At 57.2% G+C, this 23,220-nt stretch carries 26 protein-coding genes and 1 pseudogene; 12 read left to right on the top strand and 15 right to left on the bottom strand.

Features of this window, described 5'->3' with window-relative positions; all coding sequences use genetic code 11:
- Nucleotides 1-80 precede the first annotated feature (80 nt).
- Together DNI29_RS02830 and DNI29_RS02825 are read left to right on the top strand one after the other, a co-directional pair.
- Entirely contained in the window at nt 81-509 is a 429-nt protein-coding gene (locus tag DNI29_RS02830) for a hypothetical protein (RefSeq protein WP_110976547.1), read from the top strand.
- Nucleotides 506-1,315, top strand: a complete 810-nt coding sequence (locus DNI29_RS02825; RefSeq protein ID WP_110976546.1) for a J domain-containing protein — start codon at nt 506-508, stop codon at nt 1,313-1,315. Before DNI29_RS02830 ends, DNI29_RS02825 begins: the two co-directional genes overlap by 4 nt.
- Nucleotides 1,316-1,389: 74 nt before the next feature.
- On the opposite strand, the gene DNI29_RS02820 is transcribed toward DNI29_RS02825, so the two are convergent.
- Both DNI29_RS02820 and DNI29_RS02815 read right to left on the bottom strand, forming a co-directional pair.
- Entirely contained in the window at nt 1,390-2,160 is a 771-nt protein-coding gene (locus DNI29_RS02820) for a TerC family protein (protein WP_110976545.1), read from the bottom strand.
- A gap of 163 nt (nt 2,161-2,323) precedes the next feature.
- On the bottom strand, nt 2,324-2,815 hold the full coding sequence (locus DNI29_RS02815) for a YajQ family cyclic di-GMP-binding protein (RefSeq protein WP_110976544.1): 492 nt from the start codon (nt 2,813-2,815) through the stop codon (nt 2,324-2,326).
- 154 nt (nt 2,816-2,969) lie between these two features.
- On the opposite strand from DNI29_RS02815, the gene DNI29_RS02810 reads away from it, so the two are divergent.
- Nucleotides 2,970-3,410 (top strand): GNAT family N-acetyltransferase, encoded by a 441-nt coding sequence (locus tag DNI29_RS02810; RefSeq protein WP_110976543.1) that lies wholly within the window; start codon nt 2,970-2,972, stop codon nt 3,408-3,410.
- Nucleotides 3,411-3,427: 17 nt separating this feature from the next.
- On the opposite strand, the gene DNI29_RS02805 is transcribed toward DNI29_RS02810, so the two are convergent.
- Nucleotides 3,428-3,730: an Mpo1-like protein gene (locus DNI29_RS02805; RefSeq protein ID WP_110976542.1), complete on the bottom strand. Its 303-nt coding sequence runs from the start codon at nt 3,728-3,730 to the stop codon at nt 3,428-3,430.
- A 61-nt stretch (nt 3,731-3,791) separates the two neighbouring features.
- On the opposite strand from DNI29_RS02805, the gene DNI29_RS02800 reads away from it, so the two are divergent.
- On the top strand, nt 3,792-4,262 hold the full coding sequence (locus tag DNI29_RS02800; RefSeq protein WP_110976541.1) for a PaaI family thioesterase: 471 nt from the start codon (nt 3,792-3,794) through the stop codon (nt 4,260-4,262).
- Between the two features lie 319 nt (nt 4,263-4,581).
- Here the strand turns inward: DNI29_RS02800 and DNI29_RS02795 are convergent, their stop codons facing one another.
- From DNI29_RS02795 to DNI29_RS02785, 3 genes are all read right to left on the bottom strand, one after another.
- The gene (locus tag DNI29_RS02795; protein ID WP_110976540.1) at nt 4,582-5,583 is read right to left on the bottom strand and encodes an NYN domain-containing protein; all 1,002 of its coding nucleotides are present in this window, start codon (nt 5,581-5,583) and stop codon (nt 4,582-4,584) included.
- A gap of 594 nt (nt 5,584-6,177) precedes the next feature.
- Nucleotides 6,178-6,918 carry a metal-dependent hydrolase gene (locus DNI29_RS02790; RefSeq protein ID WP_162303484.1) on the bottom strand — a complete coding sequence of 247 codons (741 nt, stop codon included), beginning with the start codon at nt 6,916-6,918 and terminating at the stop codon, nt 6,178-6,180.
- A 277-nt stretch (nt 6,919-7,195) separates the two neighbouring features.
- Nucleotides 7,196-7,408, bottom strand: a complete 213-nt coding sequence (locus DNI29_RS02785) for a hypothetical protein (protein WP_110976538.1) — start codon at nt 7,406-7,408, stop codon at nt 7,196-7,198.
- 201 nt (nt 7,409-7,609) lie between these two features.
- Here DNI29_RS02785 and mfd point away from each other — a divergent pair, with 201 nt between their 5' ends.
- Nucleotides 7,610-11,137: a transcription-repair coupling factor gene (mfd, locus tag DNI29_RS02780; protein WP_110976537.1), complete on the top strand. Its 3,528-nt coding sequence runs from the start codon at nt 7,610-7,612 to the stop codon at nt 11,135-11,137.
- A 56-nt stretch (nt 11,138-11,193) separates the two neighbouring features.
- On the opposite strand, the gene DNI29_RS02775 is transcribed toward mfd, so the two are convergent.
- From DNI29_RS02775 to DNI29_RS02765, 3 genes are all read right to left on the bottom strand, one after another.
- Entirely contained in the window at nt 11,194-11,937 is a 744-nt protein-coding gene (locus tag DNI29_RS02775; protein ID WP_162303483.1) for an energy transducer TonB, read from the bottom strand.
- Between the two features lie 169 nt (nt 11,938-12,106).
- Nucleotides 12,107-12,706 carry a DUF4276 family protein gene (locus DNI29_RS02770; protein ID WP_110976535.1) on the bottom strand — a complete coding sequence of 200 codons (600 nt, stop codon included), beginning with the start codon at nt 12,704-12,706 and terminating at the stop codon, nt 12,107-12,109.
- A 1-nt stretch (nt 12,707) separates the two neighbouring features.
- The gene (locus DNI29_RS02765) at nt 12,708-13,967 is read right to left on the bottom strand and encodes an AAA family ATPase (protein WP_110976534.1); all 1,260 of its coding nucleotides are present in this window, start codon (nt 13,965-13,967) and stop codon (nt 12,708-12,710) included.
- Nucleotides 13,968-14,145: 178 nt separating this feature from the next.
- Between DNI29_RS02765 and DNI29_RS02760 the strand changes: the two genes are divergently transcribed.
- On the top strand, nt 14,146-14,682 hold the full coding sequence (locus DNI29_RS02760) for a hypothetical protein (protein WP_110976533.1): 537 nt from the start codon (nt 14,146-14,148) through the stop codon (nt 14,680-14,682).
- Between the two features lie 108 nt (nt 14,683-14,790).
- On the opposite strand, the gene DNI29_RS02755 is transcribed toward DNI29_RS02760, so the two are convergent.
- Entirely contained in the window at nt 14,791-15,300 is a 510-nt protein-coding gene (locus DNI29_RS02755; protein ID WP_110976532.1) for a GNAT family N-acetyltransferase, read from the bottom strand.
- Between the two features lie 222 nt (nt 15,301-15,522).
- On the opposite strand from DNI29_RS02755, the pseudogene tssD reads away from it, so the two are divergent.
- From tssD to DNI29_RS02735, 4 genes and pseudogenes are all read left to right on the top strand, one after another.
- A pseudogene (gene tssD, locus DNI29_RS24400) lies at nt 15,523-16,356 on the top strand (type VI secretion system tube protein TssD); the annotation flags it as partial.
- A gap of 12 nt (nt 16,357-16,368) precedes the next feature.
- Nucleotides 16,369-16,641, top strand: a complete 273-nt coding sequence (locus DNI29_RS02745; protein ID WP_123823042.1) for a hypothetical protein — start codon at nt 16,369-16,371, stop codon at nt 16,639-16,641.
- Between the two features lie 214 nt (nt 16,642-16,855).
- Nucleotides 16,856-17,179, top strand: a complete 324-nt coding sequence (locus DNI29_RS02740; protein WP_110976530.1) for a hypothetical protein — start codon at nt 16,856-16,858, stop codon at nt 17,177-17,179.
- A 147-nt stretch (nt 17,180-17,326) separates the two neighbouring features.
- Nucleotides 17,327-17,635, top strand: coding sequence for a YrhB domain-containing protein (locus tag DNI29_RS02735; RefSeq protein ID WP_110976529.1), 309 nt, complete (start codon nt 17,327-17,329; stop codon nt 17,633-17,635).
- 254 nt (nt 17,636-17,889) lie between these two features.
- Here DNI29_RS02735 and DNI29_RS02730 read toward each other — a convergent pair whose 3' ends face one another.
- On the bottom strand, nt 17,890-18,963 hold the full coding sequence (locus DNI29_RS02730) for an acyltransferase family protein (protein ID WP_110976528.1): 1,074 nt from the start codon (nt 18,961-18,963) through the stop codon (nt 17,890-17,892).
- A 275-nt stretch (nt 18,964-19,238) separates the two neighbouring features.
- Between DNI29_RS02730 and DNI29_RS02725 the strand changes: the two genes are divergently transcribed.
- Nucleotides 19,239-19,667: a hypothetical protein gene (locus tag DNI29_RS02725; RefSeq protein ID WP_110976527.1), complete on the top strand. Its 429-nt coding sequence runs from the start codon at nt 19,239-19,241 to the stop codon at nt 19,665-19,667.
- Nucleotides 19,668-19,706: 39 nt separating this feature from the next.
- Here the strand turns inward: DNI29_RS02725 and DNI29_RS02720 are convergent, their stop codons facing one another.
- From DNI29_RS02720 to DNI29_RS02705, 4 genes are all read right to left on the bottom strand, one after another.
- Nucleotides 19,707-20,768, bottom strand: coding sequence for an SDR family NAD(P)-dependent oxidoreductase (locus DNI29_RS02720; protein WP_110976526.1), 1,062 nt, complete (start codon nt 20,766-20,768; stop codon nt 19,707-19,709).
- 258 nt (nt 20,769-21,026) lie between these two features.
- Nucleotides 21,027-21,299: a hypothetical protein gene (locus DNI29_RS02715; protein ID WP_110976525.1), complete on the bottom strand. Its 273-nt coding sequence runs from the start codon at nt 21,297-21,299 to the stop codon at nt 21,027-21,029.
- 72 nt (nt 21,300-21,371) lie between these two features.
- Nucleotides 21,372-21,809 carry a response regulator gene (locus DNI29_RS02710; protein ID WP_110976524.1) on the bottom strand — a complete coding sequence of 146 codons (438 nt, stop codon included), beginning with the start codon at nt 21,807-21,809 and terminating at the stop codon, nt 21,372-21,374.
- 124 nt (nt 21,810-21,933) lie between these two features.
- The gene (locus DNI29_RS02705; RefSeq protein WP_202910359.1) at nt 21,934-22,428 is read right to left on the bottom strand and encodes a hypothetical protein; all 495 of its coding nucleotides are present in this window, start codon (nt 22,426-22,428) and stop codon (nt 21,934-21,936) included.
- Between the two features lie 320 nt (nt 22,429-22,748).
- Here DNI29_RS02705 and DNI29_RS02700 point away from each other — a divergent pair, with 320 nt between their 5' ends.
- A complete protein-coding gene (locus DNI29_RS02700) occupies nt 22,749-23,183 on the top strand; it encodes a BLUF domain-containing protein (protein WP_110976523.1) in 435 nt (144 codons plus the stop codon).
- The last annotated feature ends 37 nt before the right edge of the window (nt 23,184-23,220 follow it).

The raw sequence follows: 23,220 nt of genomic DNA, 5'->3' as shown, positions 1-23,220 counted from the left end.
CCGACAACCAAATGCCCGTCTGGCCCCCTGGCCGGGCGGGCATTTTTTACTTCTCTCGCAGCGTAATTCGCTGTTTTGCTATGCCTGATTCTTCTACCCCCCTTACCGCCCCCGATGCCGCGCTGCTAGCGCTACGCCCAGCATTATCTATTACATCCCTCGATGCGGCCGACACCGTCGGCAGCTTTCTGCACCTGACGCTGCGGCCGGTACTGAAGCTGCAAAATCAGCGGCTGCTGTTGGTAGTAGCCGATTTCGTGCAGGACCATCACATACCCTTCCGGGGAGCCAATGCCACCGAACAGCAGCGGATGGTGCTGGAGCTGCTTACTCGCAACACTAAGTTGCGCTATACCATTATCGGGCTGATGGTGGGTATGTTCACGACGCCTGAACTAGCCTTTTACCGTGAGCATCGGGCCGAGCTGAACCGGCGTCTGCTGGAGTTGGCAGTGCGCCGGGTACAGGACCAAACCCCGGAGGTGGCTCAGTTACTTACTCCGGCATGAGTACATTTTACGCTACGCTGGAAGTAAGTGAGCAGGCTACCCCCGAAGAAATCCGCAGGGCCTACCGCCGCCTAGTGCTGCTCACCCACCCCGACCGTACTCCGGACCCCGCGGCTCACGAGCGGTACCTGGCCATAAACGCCGCGTATGATGTGCTGAGCCAGCCGGCGCGCCGCCAGCTCTACGATGCAGCCCTGGCCATTCGCCGCCGGCCACCGGAGCAGGCTTCGGCCCTACCCCCTACTCCGGCTCCAACCCGTGCGCAGGCCGAAGTCCGGCACCGGCGGGCAGCCGCGCGGCGCCGGGGCCCCGCGCCCGACCCGTACGCAGCCTTGTATGCTCGTTATGCACCTTGGGGCAGGCGGTTTTGCCAATTAATGCTCGTGTTTTGTGCGCTGCTGGTGCTGGACTTCTGCTGGACGCGGGAGTATCAGCGGGAGCCAGTCCAGAGCGTGGAGCGGCATTCCATGTCCTCGCGCCGGAGCGGGTCCGTGACCTACTATATCATTCGCACACCCCACCTCAGCTTCCGCAACTACGATTACAACTGGGAAGTTGGCACACGGCTTACCATCAGGGCCAGCGCCTTGTTCGGGCAGGTGCGGGCCATAGCTGTCAGTGGCCAGATGCTTGAGCGTGCGGACGAAGTCACCATTTACGGCAACTTCGTGTTCGCGCCTCTGCTCCTCTTGCTGATGGCAGCCTTGGGGGCCCGCAAACACAGCGCCCCAGGTTTGGCCCTCAACTGTGGGGTAGGGTGCGCCCTTCTGCTAATTGTAATCCTCTACTTTATGCGGAGCGCCTAGCTTAATATAAACGAAAAGCGCCCGGAACCTGCGTTCCGGGCGCTTTTGCCTGATAAGAGCAGGTAGGGCAGTTGTTAATCGAACTGGGAGTCGCGGAGATTAACTGGCGTGGTTTTCTTCCGCAGGCGCATGTTCAGCACTTCTACTACCAGCGAGAAGAACATAGCGAAGTAGATGTAGCCCTTCTCAATTTCCTTATGGAAGGCCTCCATCACCAGCATCACCCCAATCATAATCAGGAACGACAAGGCCAGCATTTTGATGGTGGGGTTGCGGTTCACGAAATCGGCTACGATGCCGCTGAAGGCCAGCATAACGCCCATGGAAAGAATAACGGCCAGAATCATAATCAGCACGTTATCCACAAGGCCCACGGCCGTGAGAATGGAATCAAAGCTGAACACAATATCAATGAGAACGATCTGCACGATAACGCTCCCCATTGTGGCGGCGCCTTTCGAGCCGTGTTCCCCCTCTTCCTCGCCTTGCAGCTTGGTGTGAATTTCGGTGGTGCTTTTGCCAATCAGGAACAAGCCGCCGCCCAGCAAAATCAGGTCGCGGCCCGTCACGTTCCAGCCATCAGCCATCCAGGGCACGGGCAAGGTGAAGAGCGGCGCCTTCAGGCCCACAATCCAGGAAATGCTCAGCAGCAGCCCAATGCGGAACAGCAGCGCCAGCAACAAGCCTATAGTGCGGCCCCGACTGTGCTGCTCCTGCGGCAGGCGATTTACGATGATGGAAATAAAGATGATGTTATCAATCCCCAGCACTATCTCCATGAATGTGAGCGTCAGCAGGCTCACCCAGGTTTGGGGGTCGGAGAAAACGGAGAAGTCGAAATTCATGGTCTGGCAAAGGGAGGGATGAGGTGAAGCAGTAGGGAGAGAGAAGTAAGGGGTACCCAGTGAGAGGTGGCAGCAGTTTTCGGGAGAGGCAGGGGGTAGCAGTCCGGCTACTATTTTCCTGCCCCTTGGTCCCTGTTGCTATTCACCTCGCCACCTTACTTCCCTACGATTTCATGTTCACAAACTGCAGGGGCTGGCCTACGTCGGCGCGGCGGACCAAGGCAATGGCGGTCTGCAGCTCGTCGATTTTCTTGGCCGTGACGCGCACCTGGTCGTCCTGCATCTGGGCTTCTACCTTGGCTTTGCCGTCTTTGATGGCTTTGATGATTTTGCGGCCTACCTCCTTATCGACGCCGGCCCGCACCTTTACCACTTTCTTGACCAAAGCACCGCTAGCCTGCTCCTCGGCCGTGAAATCGAGGGCCGTGCCATCAATGCCCTGCTTCACGATTCGGGCCAGCAGAATGTCTTCCAGGGCCTTGATGCGCATGGAATTTTCGGAGCTGAGCGTGATGGTATTGGCTTTCTTATCCAGCTCGATGCCGCCCTTGGTGTCGCGCAGGTCGTAGCGGGTCTGGAGTTCTTTTTTGGCTGTGTTCACCGCATTTTCAAGGGTTTGCGGATCTACTTTGCTGACAATATCAAACGAGGCCATGGGAGAAAAATGGGGAGAAATGTAGAGTAGGCTACGTGAGGCAGCCGCGCAGGTTAGGCTCAAAGATAAGGAGGCCCTGAAATGCTGAAACTGCCGAGCCATGAGTTGCCGGCGGCTTCTGGGTATCTTGGCGGCAGTCATCTGCTCCCTACCCATGCCAGCCATTACTACCCCCCAAACTCCAGCCGAATGGGCCGCCTACTACCGCCTCCGCTACGAAGTGCTCCGCCAGCCCTGGCAGCAGCCCGAGGGCTCAGAGCAAGCCAACGATGACCAGGACCCTACCACCACTCATGCCTTGCTCCTGGCCCCGGAAGGCTTCGCGGCGGGGGTAGGGCGGCTGCACCCATCCGGCCCCGGCCAGGGGCAGGTTCGGTTTATGGCCGTGCACCCCGCCTGGCAAGGGCGCGGCGTGGGGCGGCAGGTGCTGGAGTATCTGGAAACCGCTGCCCGTGGCCAGGGCTTTACTGAGGTGGTTTTGCACGCCCGTGAGCAGGCTGTACCGTTTTACCAGCGCCTGGGCTATGCGGTGGTGGCGCCCTCCCACACGCTGTTCGGCACTATTCCACACTTCCTGATGCGGCGGGCGCTGTAGCCGCGCGGGGCTGCCAGTCAGAATTTCTCCTTGCCCCGCAGCAAATCCCAGTACAGCTGAAAGTCGCCGCGCAGGGAAAGCCAGGGGTGCTGGAAGGTGGCCGGGCGGTTATGCTCTACAAAGAAGTGCCCCACCCAGGCAAACCCATAAGCCGCTACTACCCCCGCCAACACCAGCAATGGCCTAGCCCACACCAGCGCCAGCCCTACCCCCACCAGAAACAGCGAGGTGCCAATAAAATGCAGAATGCGAGTGCCGCGCTGCTGATGCTCGCGCAGATAGTAGGGGTAGAAGTCGGCGAAGGAGGCGTAGGTAGGCATGGTCGTGGGGTTTCTCTAAAGTACTTTACCTTTTACGGCTATTCCAACTCTTCCTCTCTCCATGCAGCCCACCCCCGATGTACCTGCCCTTATTGCCATCTACAACCAAATGAACCACTACGGCCGCACCAATGGCATGGACCTAGCCGTAGACCAGCCCGGCGACGTGCGCTACACCATGACCGTGCGCGACGAGCATCTTTCCTCACCAGGCACCTGCCACGGCGGGGTGCTGGCCGGGCTAATGGATGCTACTCTAGGCGCGGCGGCTTTGTCTTTGGCTTTTACTGCTGGCGAGTTGGTATCGACTGTGGAGTTCAAAATCAACTACCTCCACCCCGTACGCCTGCACGATGCGCTGGTGGCCCACGGGGTAGTAGAGCACAACGGCAAAACGCTCATCGTAAGTAGTGCCTTCATCACCTGCCCCACCCGCGACAACCTGTTGGTGGCCCGCGGCATGGGCACCTTCAACCGCTACCCCGCCACCAAGCGCGACTTCCACAACCTGCTGTTTCCTGCCGAGAAGTAAGATGGTGAGCTTGCCGTTCAGAGTCTCCGGTGGGGTGTGGCATTGGTAGCTGGCCTACCCCTGTTATCTGCTCAAACCCTTAATAAGGCAATGCCTGTCATTGAACGGCAAATGTTGCCTTGTTAAGGGTTTAATCATTATCGCCACGTCTCCACCTACCGGCGTGCCGCTCCGCCGGGCTTGCTTGCGCCACTCGCGCCGTCTGAATGGAAGTTTACCGTTTCACCGCTTCCCCTAAAACGGAAGCCGCCGAACAGCCCGACTCACAAGCGGGCTGTCCGGCGGCTTTGGAGCGACCGAACCGAAAAACTAAAGGGTATTAGAGGCGTTCGGGCGAGCTGGCCGACTCGTGTTCGTGCTCGTCGTATTCATCTCCTTCCTCCATCTCGGGGGCTTCTACTTTGCGTACGTTGCGGGCGCAGTCTTCGTCGCGGTGATTACGGCCCACCGTAAACTCTACCCAGTCGCCTTCACGCAGGTCGTTGAAGTCACCTTCGGCCATATCAGCGTAGCTGAAGAACAGGTTGTTCGGGGGCATTACCACGAAACCGAAGCCGTTCTTCAGGTTTTTGATGGTGCTGATGCCTACCGTGCCTACTGGGCCAGCTGCCGTGGGGCCAGTGGGGCGCACGGGCTTAGGAGCAGCGGGGAAAGCAGCCGGCTCGGGCGTATTCACGAACATGGCCTCAATCAGCTCGTCGCCGGCGTTGATGCCCTGATCGATGATGTCGTGCATCTGCACGGGGTAGGTAGCCTGCTCCAGCAGCTGCTGCGAAGCACGGGTTACGCGGTTTTCGCCTTTGAAGTCGGTGTATTTGAAGTCCCAGTTCAGCAGCATCACGCGGGTGCCCACGGTGTTCAGCTTCTTGATCAGGGGAGCGTAGTCAGAGTCGCCAGCAATAAGCACTACCACATCGAAGCTCTTGTGGATAGCTAGTTCCAGAGCTTCCAGAGACAGCCACACATCAATGCCTTTTTCCTGCAAACGGCCATCGCGCGTTTTCAGGGGCATGTAGTGGGTGGTAATGCCCATGTTCATCAGAATATCATCGAGCAGACGGTCGTGGAACAGACGGTCTTTGTCGCGGGCTTCGGTGGCAGATAAACGGCCGCGGAAGAAGTGTGAGTCGATAATTTGGCTCAGACGCAGATCTACGTCTTCTTCTTCAGCTACTTGGTGACGGATAAATTCATGGAGACCTTCCAGGCTAATACGGGCCTTACGGTCATGCTGGAAGTAGTAGTAATCACTGATCTTTAGGAAATAATTGCCGTCATAGAAGACGCCGATCCTAATCAGGGGGCTATTCATCTGGTTCATACAGGAAACGGGTTGAGCGCAAAAAGGTGTGTGTGAGTAAGAGCGGGTAGGTTGGTTCGGTAGGATACACGCAGGGCGTGGTCCAGTCCAAAGATACAAGTTGTCGGTTTTACAGAAGTGCAATATTCGGGATAGGCACAGGTTTTATAGCATGGCGTTATGAGGGGTTAATGGATAGAAATATAGACGAAGAATGCAATAACACTATCCGGCCTAATTTCCGGATCAGAAGAGTGCAGGAATAACCTATGGCTTCTTACAGTCAAGCCTTTACTTGCTTGACGAGCTCGGAAGGCTGACGATATGTTGCTACAATATTATGATATATATATGCTTTATACGAATCCGATAAGTACAAATTTTAGCCCTTGTTGCCAAAGTTGAGGTGCTGCACCAGGCAGACCAACCAGACTTCTTAGGTAGCAGGCTTCTTTTATAAATCCTACAACACAATTGGAGTTGGTATACGCCAAAGGTAACCAGGAAGCGGTACCGGGCGCGGTAATTTCGTCTGACAAGACCCGCACATCGCTCAAGCTAATCATATAACAGACAAACTACAGCACGTAAGGGTTGCCAGACGGCTACTTAAACCTAAAAACTTAGCTTGCCTACTACCAGCCCCAGCACCAGCAGCCCATAGCCCACGCAAATAGCTACCTCCAGAAAGTTGCCGCTTTTGGAGCCCGTCCGGATCAGTGGGATTTTCAGCGTCAGGTCGGTGAGGGGCATCAGCCATTTCACGCCAGCTTTGGTCAGCGTATCGGCTAGCAGGTGCGACACGTATCCGCCGCCCGCAAACCAAGCCACGCCGTGCCAGCCCAAGCCCTGGTTGGCCAGATGCCCAATGTAGGTCCAGAAGCCGGCAGCCCAGAGCGTGTGCGTCCAGGAGCGGTGGGAGGTGTAGGGGGCTACGGCCACAAACAGGCCCAACATACTCAGCCACACAAAGCCGGTGTACAGGCCGGCTACTACCGTGCACAGGCCCGTGAACATAAGTGCCAGCTTGCGGGTAGAGTCGCCCTGCATGGCAGCCCCAATGAGGCCGAACGCTAGCGCCGCCGTGAAACCCATGCGCCGGTCGGGTCCGGGCGGGAGCTGAAAGTGAGTGTACAGGGCTAGTCCGGCCGCTACTGCTACAAAAGCCCAGCGCACGTAGTTCTGGGCAAACCCCAGGCGTTTGCTAAGGCGGGAACCGGGGTGGTCGAGGTCAGGAGCAAGGGACGAGAAGCCCGCCAGGGCAATACCTGCCGGCGAAAACGCTATACCCGGCACAAGGCCTGCTACGGCCACACCGGTAATTAAGCCAATGGCCAAGTGAGAAGAACCGCGCACTAGAAAAAGATAGAAGAGAATAAGCTGCGAAGATACCGCCGCCGGTAGCGTGAATGCACCATTCCTGCTAATTCTTCTGACTACCTAACTACAACCAGAACTCAGCTCCCTTCCTCAGATGATTCCGGGCCTCAGTCGGCGTGGGGTAGAAGGTGGTTGAAGATTAGAACTAGCACCTATAGTCAATAGGTCGTTTCTACCCCATCAACCAGCCCCAACCCCTCCTTATCCAAAGAAGGAAGCTAGCTCTGACTTGTTCTGCCCAACTTCCTACCCCTCACCACCGGCCGGAACTGCCCCGCAGGCCGCCCTCCATATCACGAACCTGGTTTTCCAGCAGCTCCAGGCCGCGGTGAAAAGCGTTGGTAATTTCCTGTTTCTCGTGGTCGGGTAAGGGGCCTTGCTGGCGCACTTGTTCCCGAATCTGGCGCAGATGGCTCAGGAGGTTGTCCCACTCCTCCGAGCCACTGTCCTGTTGCTTGTCCGTCATAGCCTTACACCCACCGGGGCTACTTGTACTGCGTGAAGTGGGAAGATACGGGAGTGTTACCAAAATGTGTCGGAAACTTTCAGGGCGCGGCGGCGGTATTGACTAGCGCGGCTTCTTAAGCCCCGTGCTCAGACTTCGCCCGACCGGATTTTCATTCGGCCGGGCTTCTACCTTTGCCTCCCTCCCTAGCCGATACCCGTTTTGAAAGTCTCCGATTTCCTTCGTCTATACCGCCTCGATACCGACGTACAGATTCTGTCGGCTCGCTTGCACGGGGCAGCCAAACCCGCCGCTACCCCCGACCAAAGCCGCAGCGCCGACCTGCGCCTGCAACTGCGCGGCCTGGTAGGCAGCCAGGATGCGGTGGTGGCGGCGGCCGTCACGCACGGGCCGCTTTCTCACCTGTTCATTCTGCACGATAAGGAGGAAGCCGCCTACTTCCTGGCCGACCTGCAAAGCCTGCTCCCCGACGGGCCCGAGGTGTTGCTGTTCCCGAGCTCCTACAAGCATCCCTACCGCTTCGACGAGACGGAAAACGCCAACGTGTTGATGCGGGCTGAAGTGCTCAACCGCCTGAACACGGCCCGGCGGGAAGCGGCGGCCGCAGCCGGCACTACGCCGGTTTCGCCGCTGGCTGGCCTGGGCTCCGGCGACTCAGGCGAAGCGGAGGACGCTGCCCCCCGGCCGGTGCCGGGTACGGGCGGAGCGCTTATCGTGACCTACCCCGAGGCGCTGTTCGAGAAGGTTATCAACAAGAAAAGCCTGGTGGCCAACACCTTTGTGGTGAAAGTGGGCGACAAGCTGGACGTGAACTTCATCAGCGACATGCTGGCGGAGTACGACTTTGACCGGACGGACTTTGTGTATGAGGCGGGACAGTTTGCGGTGCGCGGCGGCATCGTGGATATTTTCTCCTACGCCAACGAGCTGCCTTACCGCATCGAGCTGTTCGGGGATGAGGTGGAAACCATCCGGACATTTGACCCGGAAAGCCAGCTCTCGGTAGAGAAGCGCCAGCAGGTGAGCATCATCCCGAACGTGCAAACCAAGCTGCTGCAGGAAACGCGGGAGGCCTTCCTGGACTTCATCCCGAAGAACACCTGCATCTGGGCCAAGGACGTGCGCCAGACCCTGGATGTGGTGGATGAGTCGTTTGACAAGGCCGAAGCGGGTTTCAAGGAACTGCTGGAGGTAGCGGGCGGCACCCAGGTAGTGAGCAAGCCCGCCGATTTGTTTGAATCGGGCAAGACGTTCAAGAAGCTGCTGGAGGGTTTTCCGGTGGTGGAGTTTGGCAAGCGGTTTTACTTCAAGGGCGCTGAGGAATTCCAGTTCACTACCAAGCCACAGCCCAGCTTCAACAAGGACTTCAACCGCATCGTCAAGAACCTGCACGACAACCAGGCGAAGGGCTACACCAATATTATTGCCGCCGAGCAGGTCCGCCAGGCCGACCGCCTGCGCACCATCTTCGATGAGCTGGACAACAACGTGCAGTTTCAGCACATGCTGCTGGGCTTGCGCGAGGGCTTCATCGACGAAAACCTGAAACTGGTGGTGTACACCGACCACCAGCTGTTCGAGCGGTTTTACCGCGCCCAAGAGGGTAGGAAGTTCTCGAAGAAAAAGGCCCTGACCCTGAAGGAGCTGCGCACCCTGGTACCCGGCGACTACGTGGTGCACCAGGACTACGGCATTGCGCGCTTTGCGGGCCTCACGCAGGTAGAAATCAACGACCGGGTGCAGGAAGCCATCCGGCTGGTGTACCGCGACGACGACGTGCTGACGGTGAGCATCCACGCCCTGCACAAAATTGCCAAGTACAGCGGGGCCGAGGGTACGCCGCCCACCATGAGCAAGCTGGGCTCGCCGGAGTGGGAAAACAAGAAGAAGTCGGTAAAGAAGAAGGTGAAGGACATTGCGGCCGAGCTGATCCGGCTGTACGCCAAGCGCAAAACCGCGCCCGGCCACGCCTTCGCTCACGACTCGTTTATGCAGGCCGAGCTGGAGTCGTCGTTCATCTACGAGGACACCCCCGACCAGGCCAAGGCCACCGAAGATGTGAAGCGCGACATGGAGGTGCCCCACCCCATGGACCGCCTCGTGTGCGGCGACGTGGGCTTCGGCAAGACGGAAGTAGCCATTCGGGCGGCGTTTAAGGCCGTAGCCGATGGCAAGCAGGTAGCCGTGCTGGTGCCTACCACCATTCTGGCCATGCAGCACTACAAAACCTTCCGGGAGCGGCTCAGCAACCTGCCCGTGACGGTGGAGTACGTGAACCGCTTCAAGACCACCAAGCAGATCAAGGAAACCCTGGGCCGCGTGGCGGAGGGCAAAACCGACATCCTCATCGGTACGCACCGCCTCACGAACAAGGATGTGAAGTTCAAGGACCTGGGCCTGCTCATCATCGACGAGGAGCAGAAGTTCGGGGTGAAAACCAAGGACAAGCTTAAGGAGCTGAAGGTGAACGTGGACACGCTGACCCTGTCGGCCACGCCTATTCCGCGTACCCTGCACTTCTCGCTCATGGGCGCCCGCGACCTGTCGGTTATTGCTACCCCCCCACCCAACCGCCAGCCGGTGCAAACCGAGTTGCACGTCTTCGATGAGGCCCTGGTGCGCGACGCCATTGCCCGCGAGCTAAAGCGGGGCGGGCAGGTGTTTTATGTGCACAACCGCGTGAAGGACATTGAGGAGCAGGCCAACCTGATTCTGCGCCTAGTGCCCGATGCCCGCGTGACCTACGTGCACGGCCAAATGGACGGCGACTTGCTGGAAAAGCGCATGATGAAATTCGTGGACGGCGACTACGATGTGCTGGTGAGCACCACCCTCATTGAGAGCGGCCTGGATATCCCGAACGCCAACACCATTATCATCAACCGGGCCCACATGCACGGCCTTTCTGACCTGCACCAGATGCGGGGCCGGGTGGGCCGCTCCAACAAGAAGGCCTATTGCTACCTGCTCACGCCTCCGGTGGCTGGCCTGCCTTCCGACGCCCGCAAGCGCCTGAGCACCCTGGAGGAATTCTCGGACCTGGGCGCGGGCTTCAACGTGGCCATGCGCGACCTGGACATCCGGGGGGCGGGCAACCTGCTGGGTGGCGAGCAGTCGGGCTTTATCAACGACCTGGGCTTCGAGACCTACCACCAGATCCTGGACGAGGCGGTGCAGGAGCTGAAGGAAACCGAGTTCCGCGACCTGTTCCTCGGCGACCCCACCCAGCGCCTGCAGGAAGCGGCCGGCACCAGCGGCCCCAAGGAGTGCAACATTGAAACGGACCTGCAAATCCTCATCCCCGATTCCTACGTGAGCAGCGTATCGGAGCGCCTGCAGCTGTATAGCAAGCTGGATAGGGCCAAAAGCCCCGAGGACCTGCGCAAAATCCTTACGGGCATGACGGACCGCTTCGGCCCCCTACCCCAGGAAGTGGAGCAACTGGCCGACATTGTGCGCCTGCGCTGGCAAGCCTGCCAGGTGGGCTTCGAGAAGTTGACGCTAAAGAAGGGCCTGCTGAAAGGTTTCATCCCGGCCAACAACAACGAGCGGTACTTCCAGAGCGACACCTTCGGCAACATCCTCAGCTACGTGCAAACCCACCCCCGCTCCGCCTCCATGAAGGAGCGCAAGGAGCAGCTCATCCTCTCCGTGGAGGAAGTGAAAAACGTCCAGGCCGCCAAGCGCATCCTGAGCGAGTTGGGCAGTGAGGAGAAGGTAGGGGTATAAATCCTATGAGTGCTAAATAAGCAAAAAGCCCGCTCGGCAAAGAGCGGGCTTTTTACTTATTTAAGCCGGTAGCTAACCGGTAGCTGACATTCGGCGGCTACCGGCTTGCCATTGGCTGAGGCAGGAATCCAGTTACTAGTCATCAGCTTCACCACTCGTAGGGCCTCTTCGTCGCAGCCGTAGCCCAGGCCCTGCACCACCCGGTAGTTGGAGGCATTTCCGTCTTTATCAATGATGAAGCCTACGCGCACATCACCCATTATCTGGTTGCGCAAGGCCGCGGCGGGGTAGCGAACTGATATCCCTATGTTCCTCATCAACAACGCCTCACCGCCGATGTATACGGGCGGACAGGTAATTTCTTCTTCGCTCAATGCCTGAAACGTTGCGCGCATCGAGTGGGGCGTTGGTAGGCTGAAAACTAGCTTGCCGCTACTATGGTCGTACTGCTGGGTCAGTTTGCCTTCCGAACTGTAGTAGTCCCACACCCCGACTTTCTGCCCCTGACGGTAGCGGCCTTTCCACCGTAGCGTTTTGCCGTTGTCGGCGTAGGCCGTCCACAAGCTGTCTTGCTGGCCGGCAATGTAGAAGCCATTCATAACCAGTGTTGTGCCTTTTCGACCACCGTAGGATCGGTACGCTCCCTCCTTGATTTTAGAATCGGCTTTTAGAACAGAATACTCCTCCCGGCCGGGCGAGCCTTGCCGGGGCACGGTCACCGGCTCTGTATCCTGTGCTTGGCTTACCAATGGCAGAGCCAGCAATAGCGGCCCCAATAGAAACTGCAAAAGCTTGAGCATACACTTGAATAGTAGGGTATTAGGCATACCCCTAAAGACGAATTAAAGGCATAAAGATACGGCCTCTCCCCTACTCAACTACCATAAAAGCGCCCCGATACCCGCGCCGACTCAAGGGTATGTAACCATACCCAGTGTGCTTGAGGCAAGGTCTACTTGGTTCTCGTATTTACAACACCCTAAGCCCCCGCCGAAAATACTGGAAGCTGGCCGAGGTATTCCGCGCTGGCTCCAGATGCGGGGCAATGGTTTCGGCCCACTCTACTTTGGCCTTGCCAGTGGGGTAGTATTTGCCTTGCTGCAACACGCGCCACAGAGTTTCCCAGGTGTCGGCAATGGTGTCAGGGTCATGCGGGAGGCCGCTGAAGTGTTGGGGGCGTACGCGGGGGTAGGCGGCTTGGATAGCGGCTCGGTCGCCGAGAAACCACGCTTCCAGTTCCTGCACGGCTAGTCGAGTGATGATGCGGAAGGGCTGCCCAGCAGCGGTGGTTTTGGTAAGCAAGCCGGCTTCGGCTACTACCTGTTCCAACTCGGCCTTGCGGCGACGACAGTCGGTGTCAGCATCCATCAGGATGACCACGCGTAATTCCGGCTGGTGCGGAAACTGGCGGGCGTAGGTTTTCAGGCGGCCGGGCAGACGCTGGAACAAATCCGTTTTGCCGCGGTGCGGGTGGCAACTCCAGGTTACGGACGGGGGTAGCAGCTTGGGCAGCAGCAGATTCAGCGCGGCCTCCGCCGAGGGTTCTTCCAGTAGGAACTCGATGTGCATACTACCGGTCGGCGGGGGTGCGGGGCGCCAGGGGGTCGCCGAGGCGGAAGAAGTTGCTGGTCCAGAGGTAGCCCAGCGGGGAGCCGTCTTCCACCAGTTCCTTCACCTGCGGAATATCGGCCGTGCGGGTGGCCTGGGTGTAGCCATCGGCGCCCCGGTCCAGTATCCAGACCTGCTCCGGCTCCAAGGCATCCAGCAGGAAAGGCGAGTGAGTAGCCACCAGCAGCTGCCGCGTTTCGGTGGCTTTGCTCAACTCCTCGGCTAGGCGGGGCAGCAGGCGCGGATGCAGCTCGTTTTCCGGTTCCTCGATACCTAGCAGCCCGGTAGCATTAGGCTCGTAGAGCAGGGTCAGCAGGGCCGCCAGTCGCATCGTACCATCCGACATATACTGGGCCGGCAGCGGCTTCTCAAACGGCGCATCCCGGAAGCGCAGCAGCAGGCGCTCGTCAGAAGTTATTTCCGTTACTACCTCCGCTAACCCTGGTACCCAGCGCCGTAGCTTCTCGCTGATACGCGCCAGCGCTTCTGGGTGCTTGGTGTGCAAATAGTACAGCACGTTGGGCAGGTTGTCCCCATTGGCTGACAGCTTCTCCCGCGGTCCGGCATCGGAGTAGCCCTTCAGGTGGTCGTCAGTGAGGTGGATGTAGCGGTAGGAGTTTAGAAGATTTAAAATGCTTAAAGCACTGGATTGTAATTCTTCTGAGTAAGGGGAATTTAATCCATTAATCATCCCTAGAAAGGGATGATCGGGAGTAGCAAACATATGTGCTACCTCATTTTTTTCTATGCAGTAGCCGTTTACAAAAGGAGCACCAGAGTAAGTATGAGTAAAACCTATTTCTTCTCCTTTGCTACATATCTTGAACCAAGTCTTTGCTGGCTCTTTCCCTTCTAATCTCTCATCCCTCACAAAAGCTTTCATCTGCATTACCATTTCCTTCTCCTCGAAAGAAATGGTATAGCGAAGTTGTTCAAAGTCACTATTTACTTCCACCTCAAACTCAATTGGCCCCTCCTGCCCACGTGTCCTCATACCGGTAAACCGGTTCCGCTTTTCCCAGGCTTGTTGCAGGTTGCCGCTTACGGCTTCGGCCAGAAACGCCAGGGCGTCGAGGATGGTGGATTTGCCGCTGCCGTTGGGGCCAATGAACACTGTCAGCGGCGTCAGGTCGCGCAGCTCCACGTCGCGCAATGCACGGTAGTTTTTGATGCGCAGATAGGTAAGGCGGGGGTAGCCGGGGGCGGCGGCAGCGTCAGGCATGGAGTAGCGAGGTAGTTGCTACAAAGTACGTGGGTTTGCCAGAATGTATGTAAAACGCTTACGCTCGACGTAACAGGTGTCCTAAGAAATTACCGGCGCTACTGCGCTCGGATACCAGGTTTGCGCTTAGGCCAGCAGGAAGTTGCTTTATTTACATCACTATACATTTACCAAACACATGGCTTTTCGCCTGAAAAGAATCAACTGGCGCTTATTAGGCCTGCATTTATTGAGCGTGCCGTTCATAGTGCTAGGGTTGCGGCAACTGCTCTTCATACGACATGTAAAGATTGTCCGCTTACGCCTGCTCTACGGAGATGAGTTCTGGCGTCACATCGACCTCAAGGCTACGAATAGTACGCTAAGTAGTCTAGTGTCTGAGCTTTATCTATTTAAACCCCTTGCTTTCTTATTTGCTATTCTAATAGCCTGCTCGCTGCTGGGACTAATAGCATGGCGCCGCAGGGAAAGCCTGTTACTTCCCTTTCTGCTTTTCGTAGGTGGTGTATTACTTAACTGGACTGGATTATACAGCACCCCTTTTGTCCTTGGTTTTCAAAGGTTGCTGACCGGAGATGCAATGGCAGCAAGCATTTATTACAGACTGGCTATATCGGGCAGCTTATTAGTTCTAATAGGCATGTTCCCGTTGTTATACACGTGGCGCAGACCTGATGAGAGTGCAGAGTCAGATCCACATCTAACTTTCTCTTAAGGTAGCAACCAACTTGTATGGAGCTCTATTTACAACACCATGAATCACCCTTTAGCCGGGGCACCACTTTTAAGATTTTAGCTTCGAGACTGGCCTAGCAGCGGGCAGCTACCACTCTGCTTTCAGCAACGACATGATGAGTTTATCGTGGAACCTGCCGTTGCGCAGGCAGGCTTCGCGCAGGCGGCCTTCCAGTTTGAAGCCGGCCTTGGCATAGGCTTTTACCCCGCCTACGTTGGGCTCCGAGACGGTGAGCATAATGCGGTTGAGGCCAAGTTCGGTGAAACCCAGGGCCAGCACTTGCTTCGTGACCTCGGTGCCCACGCCCCGGCCCCAGTAGGCTTTCTCCCCGATAAAGATGAAATACTCGCCCGATTGGTTGAGCCGGGAAATGCCGGAGATGCCCGCGTAGCCAATCAGCTCCTGGGTATCGGTGGTGAAGATGCCCCGGTTGAGGCTGCTCTCGTCGCGGAGGGTGCGGGCATACCATGCGTCAATCTGGGCCTCGGTGGTCATGGTCTGGAACGCCGACAGGGAATACTCGATGACTTCGGGGTCGGCAATCCACCGGTAGAAGTGCGTTACGTGTTCGGGTTGCAGGTGGCCTAGCGTAATCATCGAGCAGTTTTAGGCGAAGGTAACGCCCGGCGCTTCTCGGGGCGAGGTAGCCTAGCGGGCTGGGCAGTACGAGTTTTCCGTATATCTTGGCTACCGTTATATATCCTATTCGTGCATGCCTATTTTACACGCTGAGATTCAAGTAGGAGGCCAACAAGTGCCTTTTGCGGCTGGCTCGTTCTCTTTTCGACAAGCTACCGACTACGAAGGTCGCCCAGCACCGACGTGCGCCTAGGCCTGATTGAGCTCATGCTGGTGGGCGAGGCCGCCACCTGGGGCTTCTGGGAGAGTTGGATGCTCGATGCCCACCGCCGCCACAGTGGCCGCCTGATCTTCTACCAGAACGAAGACCAAAAAGCTAAAACTGTAGTATTCTACGATGCCTTCTGCATGCACTACACCTGCCGCTTCGATGCACGCGGCCACAATGGGCAGGGCTCGTTTGAAGTAGAGCTTAACCTCTCGGCTGCCGCCAAGGAAGTACAGGGTCTGTTCTCGGAAGCCCACAGCGTCATCCCCTGGGATGCCGACAAAGACACCCGCTACCGCGCCCTAAGCAAGCCGGCAGAGTACCTGCCCTCGTCGGCATTAGCAGTAGAAAGGCAACTTGATAAAGCGCTCAAAGCTCCGACTGAGCAAAAGAAAAAGCCTTTCGTTTTGTACAGGCAAGACGAAGGACTTGAGGGCGTTGAGTTAGCAAGTGTCGCTTTAATAGCAAAAGTAGCATCGAAGCGTAATCTGCATTTTGCTCGTACAGAAGATGAACTTCGTTACCTGGAATATGTAGGAGCAGAAGCCAATGTTGGAGGGGAACACATGGATCATATTTTGATGAAAGACCCACCCAGCAAGGCTGCTTTGCTTGAAGAATTCCTACATGGTACTCAATATGCTCTTGGCCTCTTAAAAGGACCGCATGACATTCCTTTTGCCGAATGGCATGTGAAGGACTTTATGGTGCGACACTGCAAGTTCCTCGGCTTAGGCGTTGAAGACGTAGCTATTCTGAAACAACTACGTGATAGGGATTACCAAGCCTGGAAAAGCATTTCCTAATACAAGATGAGTATGAAAGCTGTCTTCATAAAAGTTTCAGACATTTTCAACATGTCGTTCGACCAAGTTTTTATCGCTGGACAATTAGAAGGGCAAACCGACTTTGTGACTTCTGGCAAATGGAAGCTCTTCGTAAACGGCAGCGCAACTGCCGATCTTGAGGCACTTGGAGAAAGAAGAGTTGGTAATAAGGCTCTTACGGATAGAGTCGTTGCGTTCAAAGGCCAACTTGACAAAACCTTATTTGACTTAAATAAGGACGAGGTAGTGTTAGTGCAACAATAAACCATCAAGCTGCCTGACGCACTCAGCGCTTGTATTAATGGCCATCAACACTAGAAAGAAAAGTGTATTTTAGAGGGCCATTGCACAGATACTATTGATGACACAACCACAATGGCGCATCGCTGCCGCGCGCCCTGGGGAGTGGCATGTGTTAGGTTTTCGTGTGGAAGACCTTACTGCACCACAGGCAATATGGCCCTCCTTCTTTAGTGGTATGCCAGCTGCTTGCTACCCGGAGGTAATAGAAGCTGCCGTACGAGGAGTAGGCTCGGGCTCAAACGCCGTGGGAGTAACGTTCCCCGGTGATTTGGACGAGTTTGATTTGACCGAGCGGAGCCCAATTCACGCAGACGCAGTAGAAATTTATTGCCATTCCTTTCCCGACGAGGTATTACTGCGGGCTACCTTTTACCACGTGTTGTTAGCTGTTGGCGAGCAATTACTGGAGTGTCACAGCCAGCCAGCGGAGTGGCGCACTGCCTTGCGTGCCGCCTTACAGAAGCTGCGCGCCAAAATAGACCAGGAGTTATTCAGTTAGTGAATTGTCTTCTAACAACTGTTCTGGTAAAAATCGGTTCTGTCAGGATTGTTTCTATCTTATATCAGGAACTAGTGCGTTGGATTCAGTTTCCTTCTGGTAGGCTCACAATTGCAACGCCCACCTTGGCATTACTGTTCAACGCGTATGCTTACCCAACAACAAGCTCATGCCATTGCTCTTAGTTTCATCACGGACCTCGCGCAGCAAGCGAATCGGCAGTATGTCATTCTGGAAGATAAGATTATCGAGAAGCCATACGCTTGGCTATTCCCGTTCAACACCCGCGAATATGCCGAGACGGGCAACATTCGGGCAATGGTTTTGGGCACTGGCCCAGTTGTAGTGAACCGGCAGACTGGCACAGCTCTCATGGCGCCCCCTATGCCCATTCAGCAGTACTTGGCGCAATACGAAGCCTCCTTGCCGCCTAACCCCAATTCGCCTGTTGAATAGGCATGGAGAACCTGGGCCCACTAAACATCTTACGCATTCCCTTATCTAACCTCTGGGACGTGCCGGCCGTTCGGCAAAATGCAACACCCTGACTATGACTTCAAGAATATCCTCATCAATGTAAAAACCTCCAACGAGGACATTCTTTTCTATTTTACCTACTTGCTAGGGCTGATTGAGCAAGGAGAATGTACACCGGAAGAATAAGCAGCAGCAAGTATAGCCTTGCCTGAATCCGCCCGGAGTAGCTGAATCTACTTTCTGGCCAATTCGGGTGAGGCGGCGGGCGTCAGGAAGCGTCGCTTCAGCCAGGCGCGCACCGGCTCATCGTAGAGCTTGAGGGCAGCATAGCCTAGCAAGAGCACAAATACGAACAGGCCCAGGGCCACGGGCGCGGCCTCGGCGGGCGTGGGTTTGTGGTTGATCAGCCAGTTGGTATAGAGGTACATGAAGGGGTAGTGGGTGATGTAGAGGGGGTAGGACAAGTCGCCGAGGAACTTGCACACCTTGGCCCCGGCCCCGCTTACTTGCCCGCCGGCCCCGGCTGCCACTATCAGTGGAAACGCAAACAGGATGCAGGCCGCCTCATAGAGCCCATTGATAGGGAAGTAGGGTAGGCAGAACAGCGCCACCAGCGCCAGGGAGCACAGCGGAAACGCAAACGGCACCCGCACCAACCGCCCCGCCCGAAACAGCAGCAGCCCGGCGAAGAAGGGGTACATCATCCGAATAACAGCAATCCAGATGTTGGAGTGAGCCCAGCCGGTGGCAATGTCGCCGCGGGCCACGGCTACCCAGGTAAGTGCTACCCCACTAACGATGGCCAACGCCCAGAGCCCACGCTGGCTGAGCTTGCGGCCCCATACAGCATAGAGCAGGTTAGCCAGGTATTCCTGCAGCAACGACCACAGCGGCCCGTTCAGGGAGTGGGTTTCGCCCCAGCCGCGCAGGTCGGGGGCGGGCAGCAGGGTAGCGGTAAGCAGCATGATGCCCAGCAGCTTCAGCAGGCCCACTTGCTCGGCAATATGCATGTAGGGGTCGAGCCAGATGCAAACGCCGCCAATGACCACACTGAGCAGAATAAGCGGGTGCAGGCGCACCAGCCGGATCTTGAAGAAGTCCCAGGTGCTCATGCGCGGCCACCGGTCGTCGTAGGCGTAGCCCACCACAAAGCCCGAGAGCAGGAAAAAGAAATCCACGGCCAGATAACCATGGTGGACAGGGTGCTGGGCGAAGTTGGGGAAGTGGCCTTCGAAGACGTGAAAGATGACTACCAGAATAGCGGCCACGCCGCGGAGGCCGTCGAGGATGGGATAGTGCGGTTTCATAGCTGGAGAGGAAAGGGGCACAAAGAAAGTCACCGCCTCCAACTTACATGGCTTCCTACCGCTGGTTACAGCGTCGCCGCTTGCAGGAAACTCACTCGTTTTCCCAAAGACCACAGCCCGCCAGATGTGTACTGGTAGCTGAGCTCTGGAAGTTTTTCACACTTTTCTTGTGGTTTCGGGAAAGCACAGCAGCGCCGTTCCGTCCTAGTTATAACGCCCAGCAGCCGGCGGCAGCACTTGGGAAAGCTTTATCTTGGCCGGGTTAAGACGATGCTATGAACCTGCTCATTGTAAAAGCCTTGATTGCCTTTGCTGGCGTAGCCCTCGCCGTTGGGGGCTGGTACTTCGACGCCATCAAGAAGCCCTACACTCACTTGTTTAACCCCCATTGGCTGCCGCATGCACGCTACCATAGCGCGTTGTGGCTGTTTGCCATTACCCTGGCCTGCGCCGCATCACTAGTGCTGCTGTGGGGTCACTACCCCGGCCACGACACACAACTGGCCATCTGGATGGCGGCCTTTCTGCCCGGGCTGTTTTACCTCTCTTTCTATCCGTCGCTGCTGTTTCGGAACACGTCTTCCTGGGACGACGGCGAGACGCCTTTTATGCCCGTGGCCCCGCAGCTGGTAGTAGCCACGGTCATGCTTCTGGTGCTGGCCGGTGCCCTCTGGCTCGATACTCACCTTCGACAGGCTGTTTGACCCCGGCACTTACCCGAACCCTAAGGGGTAGCAGGCCAGCTACTTCTTCTGCTTGCGCTGACGGTTTTCCTGCTTAATACGCTTTTTCACGCCATCGTCCACGCCCTGGCCGGTAGGTACGGGTTGGTACAAGGAGCTGGGGGTAGCCGGGGCCGGCGGCGCAGTTTTCATCTGGTAGCGGTGCACGATGTTGGCCGAAATCCGGTCGGTGAAGTGGGGTAGCACCTGGTGAGAGAACGAGGCGCCGCGGGCTTTCCAGCCTACCGGCAACTCTTGCCGGGGCCGCACCGAGGAGCGCACCATGGCATTTACCACCTTGCTGGGCGGATCCATGGCGGCCATGCGGGGCGTGCCGCCGCTGTAGTTGGCCGCGTGCCCCCAAAACGGGGTATCCACGGCCCAGGGCTCAATGGTTACTACCTTGATGTTCTGGTAGCCCTGCAGGCGCAACTCATGATGCAGGGCGCGGTCCATGTTCCGGATGGCACCTTTGGTGGCGGCGTACACGGCGTGGTAGGCCAGGGGCACCTTGCTTTCCACGGAGCCCAGGTTCATGAGCGTACCGTTGCCCTGCTTCTGAAAAATCTTGATGGCGACCTGGCTGCCGTACACAATGCCTTTCAGGTTGACATCAATCAGGCGGGAGTAGTCGGCCAAGGGAATATCCCAGAACCGCCCGATGCCGCCTACCCCTACATCGTTCACCCACACATCTACGCGCCCAAACTGCTGCAAGGCAGCATCGGCGAGGCGCTGCACTTGCTCAGGCTGACTGATATCGGTGGTTACCACCAAGGCCTGGCCCCCGGCCGCGCGGATTTTGCCGGCTACTTCTTCCAGCACCTCGGTGCGGCGGGCCGCCAGCACTACGTTGGCTTTCATGGCGCCGAGCTGCTCGGCCATGCCGCGGCCAAAACCGCTCGAAGCCCCAATAATCACGTAGGTCTTGCCTTGTACTTTCTTCTGCACTGCGGCGCCGGGCCGGGAGGTAGCGCAGCTCCCGAGCAGCAGCACCAGGCACAAGCACAACAGCAAACGAAGCGGGGCAAACGGGCGGCCAGAAGCAACAGCGGCAGCCAGGCGTGGTAGGAAGCAGATCATACGGAACAAGGGGTCAGGCGGGAAGACTTAGCTCCTACCCCCTACGGCAGCCGCAACCCTTCGGATATTGCTCAGCTTGCTGCAAACCGCCTTTTTCAAGGAGTTGCACGGCCTGCCCTACCCCTGTTCCCAGCCCCAAAGCACTTCGCCCCCGGGCGGCAAAACCTGTTGGTCTGCCGCCCGGAGGCGAAGTGCTTGGTAAAGGTCAGTTACACCTGCCAAACCCGTAAGTGGCAGCCAGAAGCCTGGGCTATGGGTTTATACGTGCGGGCGGCGCTCCAGCCACTCGGTTGCCTCGCGGCCTACCAAGGCCTGGAAAGCTTCCATATCGGCGGGCTGCAGCTTCTCGCCCGATGACTTCTCGTAGATGTCGCGGATTTTGGTAGCCAAGTGCTTGGTTTTCTTGGGCAGGTCTTCGAGCTGAATATTTTCTTCATCCAGCACGCGGAAGAGCTCTTCCTTGGGAATGGGCGACAGGCCGCCGGGAGATGCCCAGCCGGACTCGGAGTTGGAATTTTGTGCTTGAGCCATAGGAAGGAGGTGCTAGGGTAGTGAAATACAAATCCTCTTCCTACGTAGGAAGAAAAGTCCGCGTTGGCTCTGCTACGGGTTGGGCTGCTCGGGAGGGGTAGCACGGTCGGGGAAGTGCTTCTGCAGAATGGCCTGCACCTTTTGCTCCGTGAGGGGCTTGCTTACGAACCCGGCCACGGGCAACTCCTCGGCCCGGCGCAGGTCGCGGGAGTGCAGGGAGGTAGTCAGCATCACAATAATAGTGGTGCGCTGCTGGATCCAGGGAAGCTGGCTGTAGGCATCCAGAAATTCAAACCCGTTCATCACGGGCATGTTGATATCCAGAAAGATAAGCACCGGGCAACTGGACGCACTCTGGGCGCAGTGCTCCTGCAGTATCTGCAGGGCTTCCTGGCCGTTCAGAGCCACTAACAGCTTGTCGGCCACGTCCAGTTTGCGCAGCATCAGCTCATTAAGAAAATTGGTCGTCTTATCGTCATCAACCAGAAGAATACTGGAAAGCTTGCTCATGCGGAGGGGAGTAGAAAAAGCGGCACCGATAGCCGGATTGGTTGGTCGGCTTCGGAGCAGGGAACTGCTACACGTACGAAAACTGTGGTAAAAATAGCCAACAACGCTTATCAGCGGGGTTTATCTAGGCAGGCTGCCCCACCGTCCAGCCCGCGCGGGGCACAGCCTCACGAGGCGGACCCACCACCAGCCGGTCGGCCACAAGGCCCGCCACAAAGGCATAAATTCCTTTGTGCACCAAGTCTATAACTTGTTCGTCGCGGGGCCACGTCCAGGGCAAAGCTCCTACGCCGGTGGCATTTTCCAGGGTTTGGTCGTTGAGCAGGCGCAGGTTCAGGAACAGGAAGGAGCCCACGGGTCCGCGCACGCCTTTGGCGGCCATTAGCCCGCGCACAGCACCTAGCACAATGCCCTGGCCCCAGTGCATGGTCCAGTTCATGCCCAATCGCTCCTCATCGGGCTTATGGGGTAGCCCCAGCAGGCGCTCCAGCGTGTGAGCAGGCACGTAGGAATTGGGGCGGCGGGTGAAGCGCTGCTCCACTTTCTCGGCCAGGGTCATGGCGGCTACTCCGGCCGCGCCGGCTAACACGCCCCACAGGGCAGCTTGCGTTGTTTTCATGGGTAGGGATTGTAGCGTAGCCTGGCGGCTACCCAATGGCAGATGGCGGCAAACCGCACTTTAGTATCTACGTGCTAGTCAGTGGCCTGTTATGCATGAGCTCGGGGGCGGCTTCGCAGAACGGCCCGCTACCAATAGTGCCGGCCCCCGAGGCTGTGCCACGCAACCAAACTGCTTCCGACGAGTTTTCCTTTTGAGATACAAGCTGCACCATATCAGGACGAGCTTGTATCTTGCCAAGCATTGGGCTCCTTTCGCTCCCCTCATCTGTGCTTTAAAACCTGTTACACCATCTAAGAAAGGCGCCCTTTTTGTTTCGTATGAATCATATTGTGTACATGAGCCGGGCTGTCCGGCCCCTGTCGGATCAGGATCTGAAAGAACTGCTGGACCAATGTCGCCGCGACAATGCCCTGCATGATGTAACGGGCATTCTGTTTTACAGCCACGGCAATATTGCCCAGCTGATTGAGGGTGCTCCGGAGATTATTGAGCCCCTCTTCGAAAAGATTTCCCGCGACGGCCGCCATTCCCACGTAGTGCGGTTGGTGAATAAACCTATTGCCGCGCGCAGTTTCCCCGATTGGTCCATGGCATTTCACCCGCTGGAACACGAAGGCTTCCAGGCCCTGGAGGGCTTCTTCCTGCCTGATCAGCTGCCCCCTACCCCTACCTCCATGACCATTGCGGATGCCCTGATAGTGGATCTGGTGCGGCAAGCTGTACTAGGGGCTCCCGGCCAATCGGAGCTGTAGCCCGTAGGTATCTGCCTACTTCATCTGCCTCCCGGCT

The sequence above is a fragment of the Hymenobacter sediminis genome (genome assembly GCF_003231285.1).
Classification (GTDB): Bacteria; Bacteroidota; Bacteroidia; order Cytophagales; family Hymenobacteraceae; genus Hymenobacter; species Hymenobacter sediminis.
This window is presented reverse-complemented; position numbering and strand designations above follow the sequence as displayed.

Coding starts and splice junctions, on each gene's coding strand:
- DNI29_RS02725 (WP_110976527.1), top strand. CDS start 19,239: ATGAACCTGCTCATTGTAAAAGCCTTGATTGCCTTTGCTGGCGTAGCC.
- DNI29_RS02825 (WP_110976546.1), top strand. CDS start 506: ATGAGTACATTTTACGCTACGCTGGAAGTAAGTGAGCAGGCTACCCCC.
- DNI29_RS02765 (WP_110976534.1), bottom strand. CDS start 13,967: ATGCCTGACGCTGCCGCCGCCCCCGGCTACCCCCGCCTTACCTATCTG.
- DNI29_RS02720 (WP_110976526.1), bottom strand. CDS start 20,768: ATGATCTGCTTCCTACCACGCCTGGCTGCCGCTGTTGCTTCTGGCCGC.
- DNI29_RS02810 (WP_110976543.1), top strand. CDS start 2,970: ATGCCAGCCATTACTACCCCCCAAACTCCAGCCGAATGGGCCGCCTAC.
- DNI29_RS02710 (WP_110976524.1), bottom strand. CDS start 21,809: ATGAGCAAGCTTTCCAGTATTCTTCTGGTTGATGACGATAAGACGACC.
- DNI29_RS02745 (WP_123823042.1), top strand. CDS start 16,369: ATGAAAGCTGTCTTCATAAAAGTTTCAGACATTTTCAACATGTCGTTC.
- DNI29_RS02730 (WP_110976528.1), bottom strand. CDS start 18,963: ATGAAACCGCACTATCCCATCCTCGACGGCCTCCGCGGCGTGGCCGCT.
- DNI29_RS02785 (WP_110976538.1), bottom strand. CDS start 7,408: ATGACGGACAAGCAACAGGACAGTGGCTCGGAGGAGTGGGACAACCTC.
- DNI29_RS02715 (WP_110976525.1), bottom strand. CDS start 21,299: ATGGCTCAAGCACAAAATTCCAACTCCGAGTCCGGCTGGGCATCTCCC.
- DNI29_RS02770 (WP_110976535.1), bottom strand. CDS start 12,706: ATGCACATCGAGTTCCTACTGGAAGAACCCTCGGCGGAGGCCGCGCTG.
- DNI29_RS02795 (WP_110976540.1), bottom strand. CDS start 5,583: ATGAACCAGATGAATAGCCCCCTGATTAGGATCGGCGTCTTCTATGAC.
- DNI29_RS02775 (WP_162303483.1), bottom strand. CDS start 11,937: ATGCTCAAGCTTTTGCAGTTTCTATTGGGGCCGCTATTGCTGGCTCTG.
- DNI29_RS02805 (WP_110976542.1), bottom strand. CDS start 3,730: ATGCCTACCTACGCCTCCTTCGCCGACTTCTACCCCTACTATCTGCGC.
- DNI29_RS02700 (WP_110976523.1), top strand. CDS start 22,749: ATGAATCATATTGTGTACATGAGCCGGGCTGTCCGGCCCCTGTCGGAT.
- DNI29_RS02740 (WP_110976530.1), top strand. CDS start 16,856: ATGCCAGCTGCTTGCTACCCGGAGGTAATAGAAGCTGCCGTACGAGGA.
- DNI29_RS02760 (WP_110976533.1), top strand. CDS start 14,146: ATGGCTTTTCGCCTGAAAAGAATCAACTGGCGCTTATTAGGCCTGCAT.
- DNI29_RS02815 (WP_110976544.1), bottom strand. CDS start 2,815: ATGGCCTCGTTTGATATTGTCAGCAAAGTAGATCCGCAAACCCTTGAA.
- DNI29_RS02755 (WP_110976532.1), bottom strand. CDS start 15,300: ATGATTACGCTAGGCCACCTGCAACCCGAACACGTAACGCACTTCTAC.
- DNI29_RS02820 (WP_110976545.1), bottom strand. CDS start 2,160: ATGAATTTCGACTTCTCCGTTTTCTCCGACCCCCAAACCTGGGTGAGC.
- DNI29_RS02705 (WP_202910359.1), bottom strand. CDS start 22,428: ATGAAAACAACGCAAGCTGCCCTGTGGGGCGTGTTAGCCGGCGCGGCC.
- DNI29_RS02830 (WP_110976547.1), top strand. CDS start 81: ATGCCTGATTCTTCTACCCCCCTTACCGCCCCCGATGCCGCGCTGCTA.
- DNI29_RS02800 (WP_110976541.1), top strand. CDS start 3,792: ATGCAGCCCACCCCCGATGTACCTGCCCTTATTGCCATCTACAACCAA.
- DNI29_RS02735 (WP_110976529.1), top strand. CDS start 17,327: ATGCTTACCCAACAACAAGCTCATGCCATTGCTCTTAGTTTCATCACG.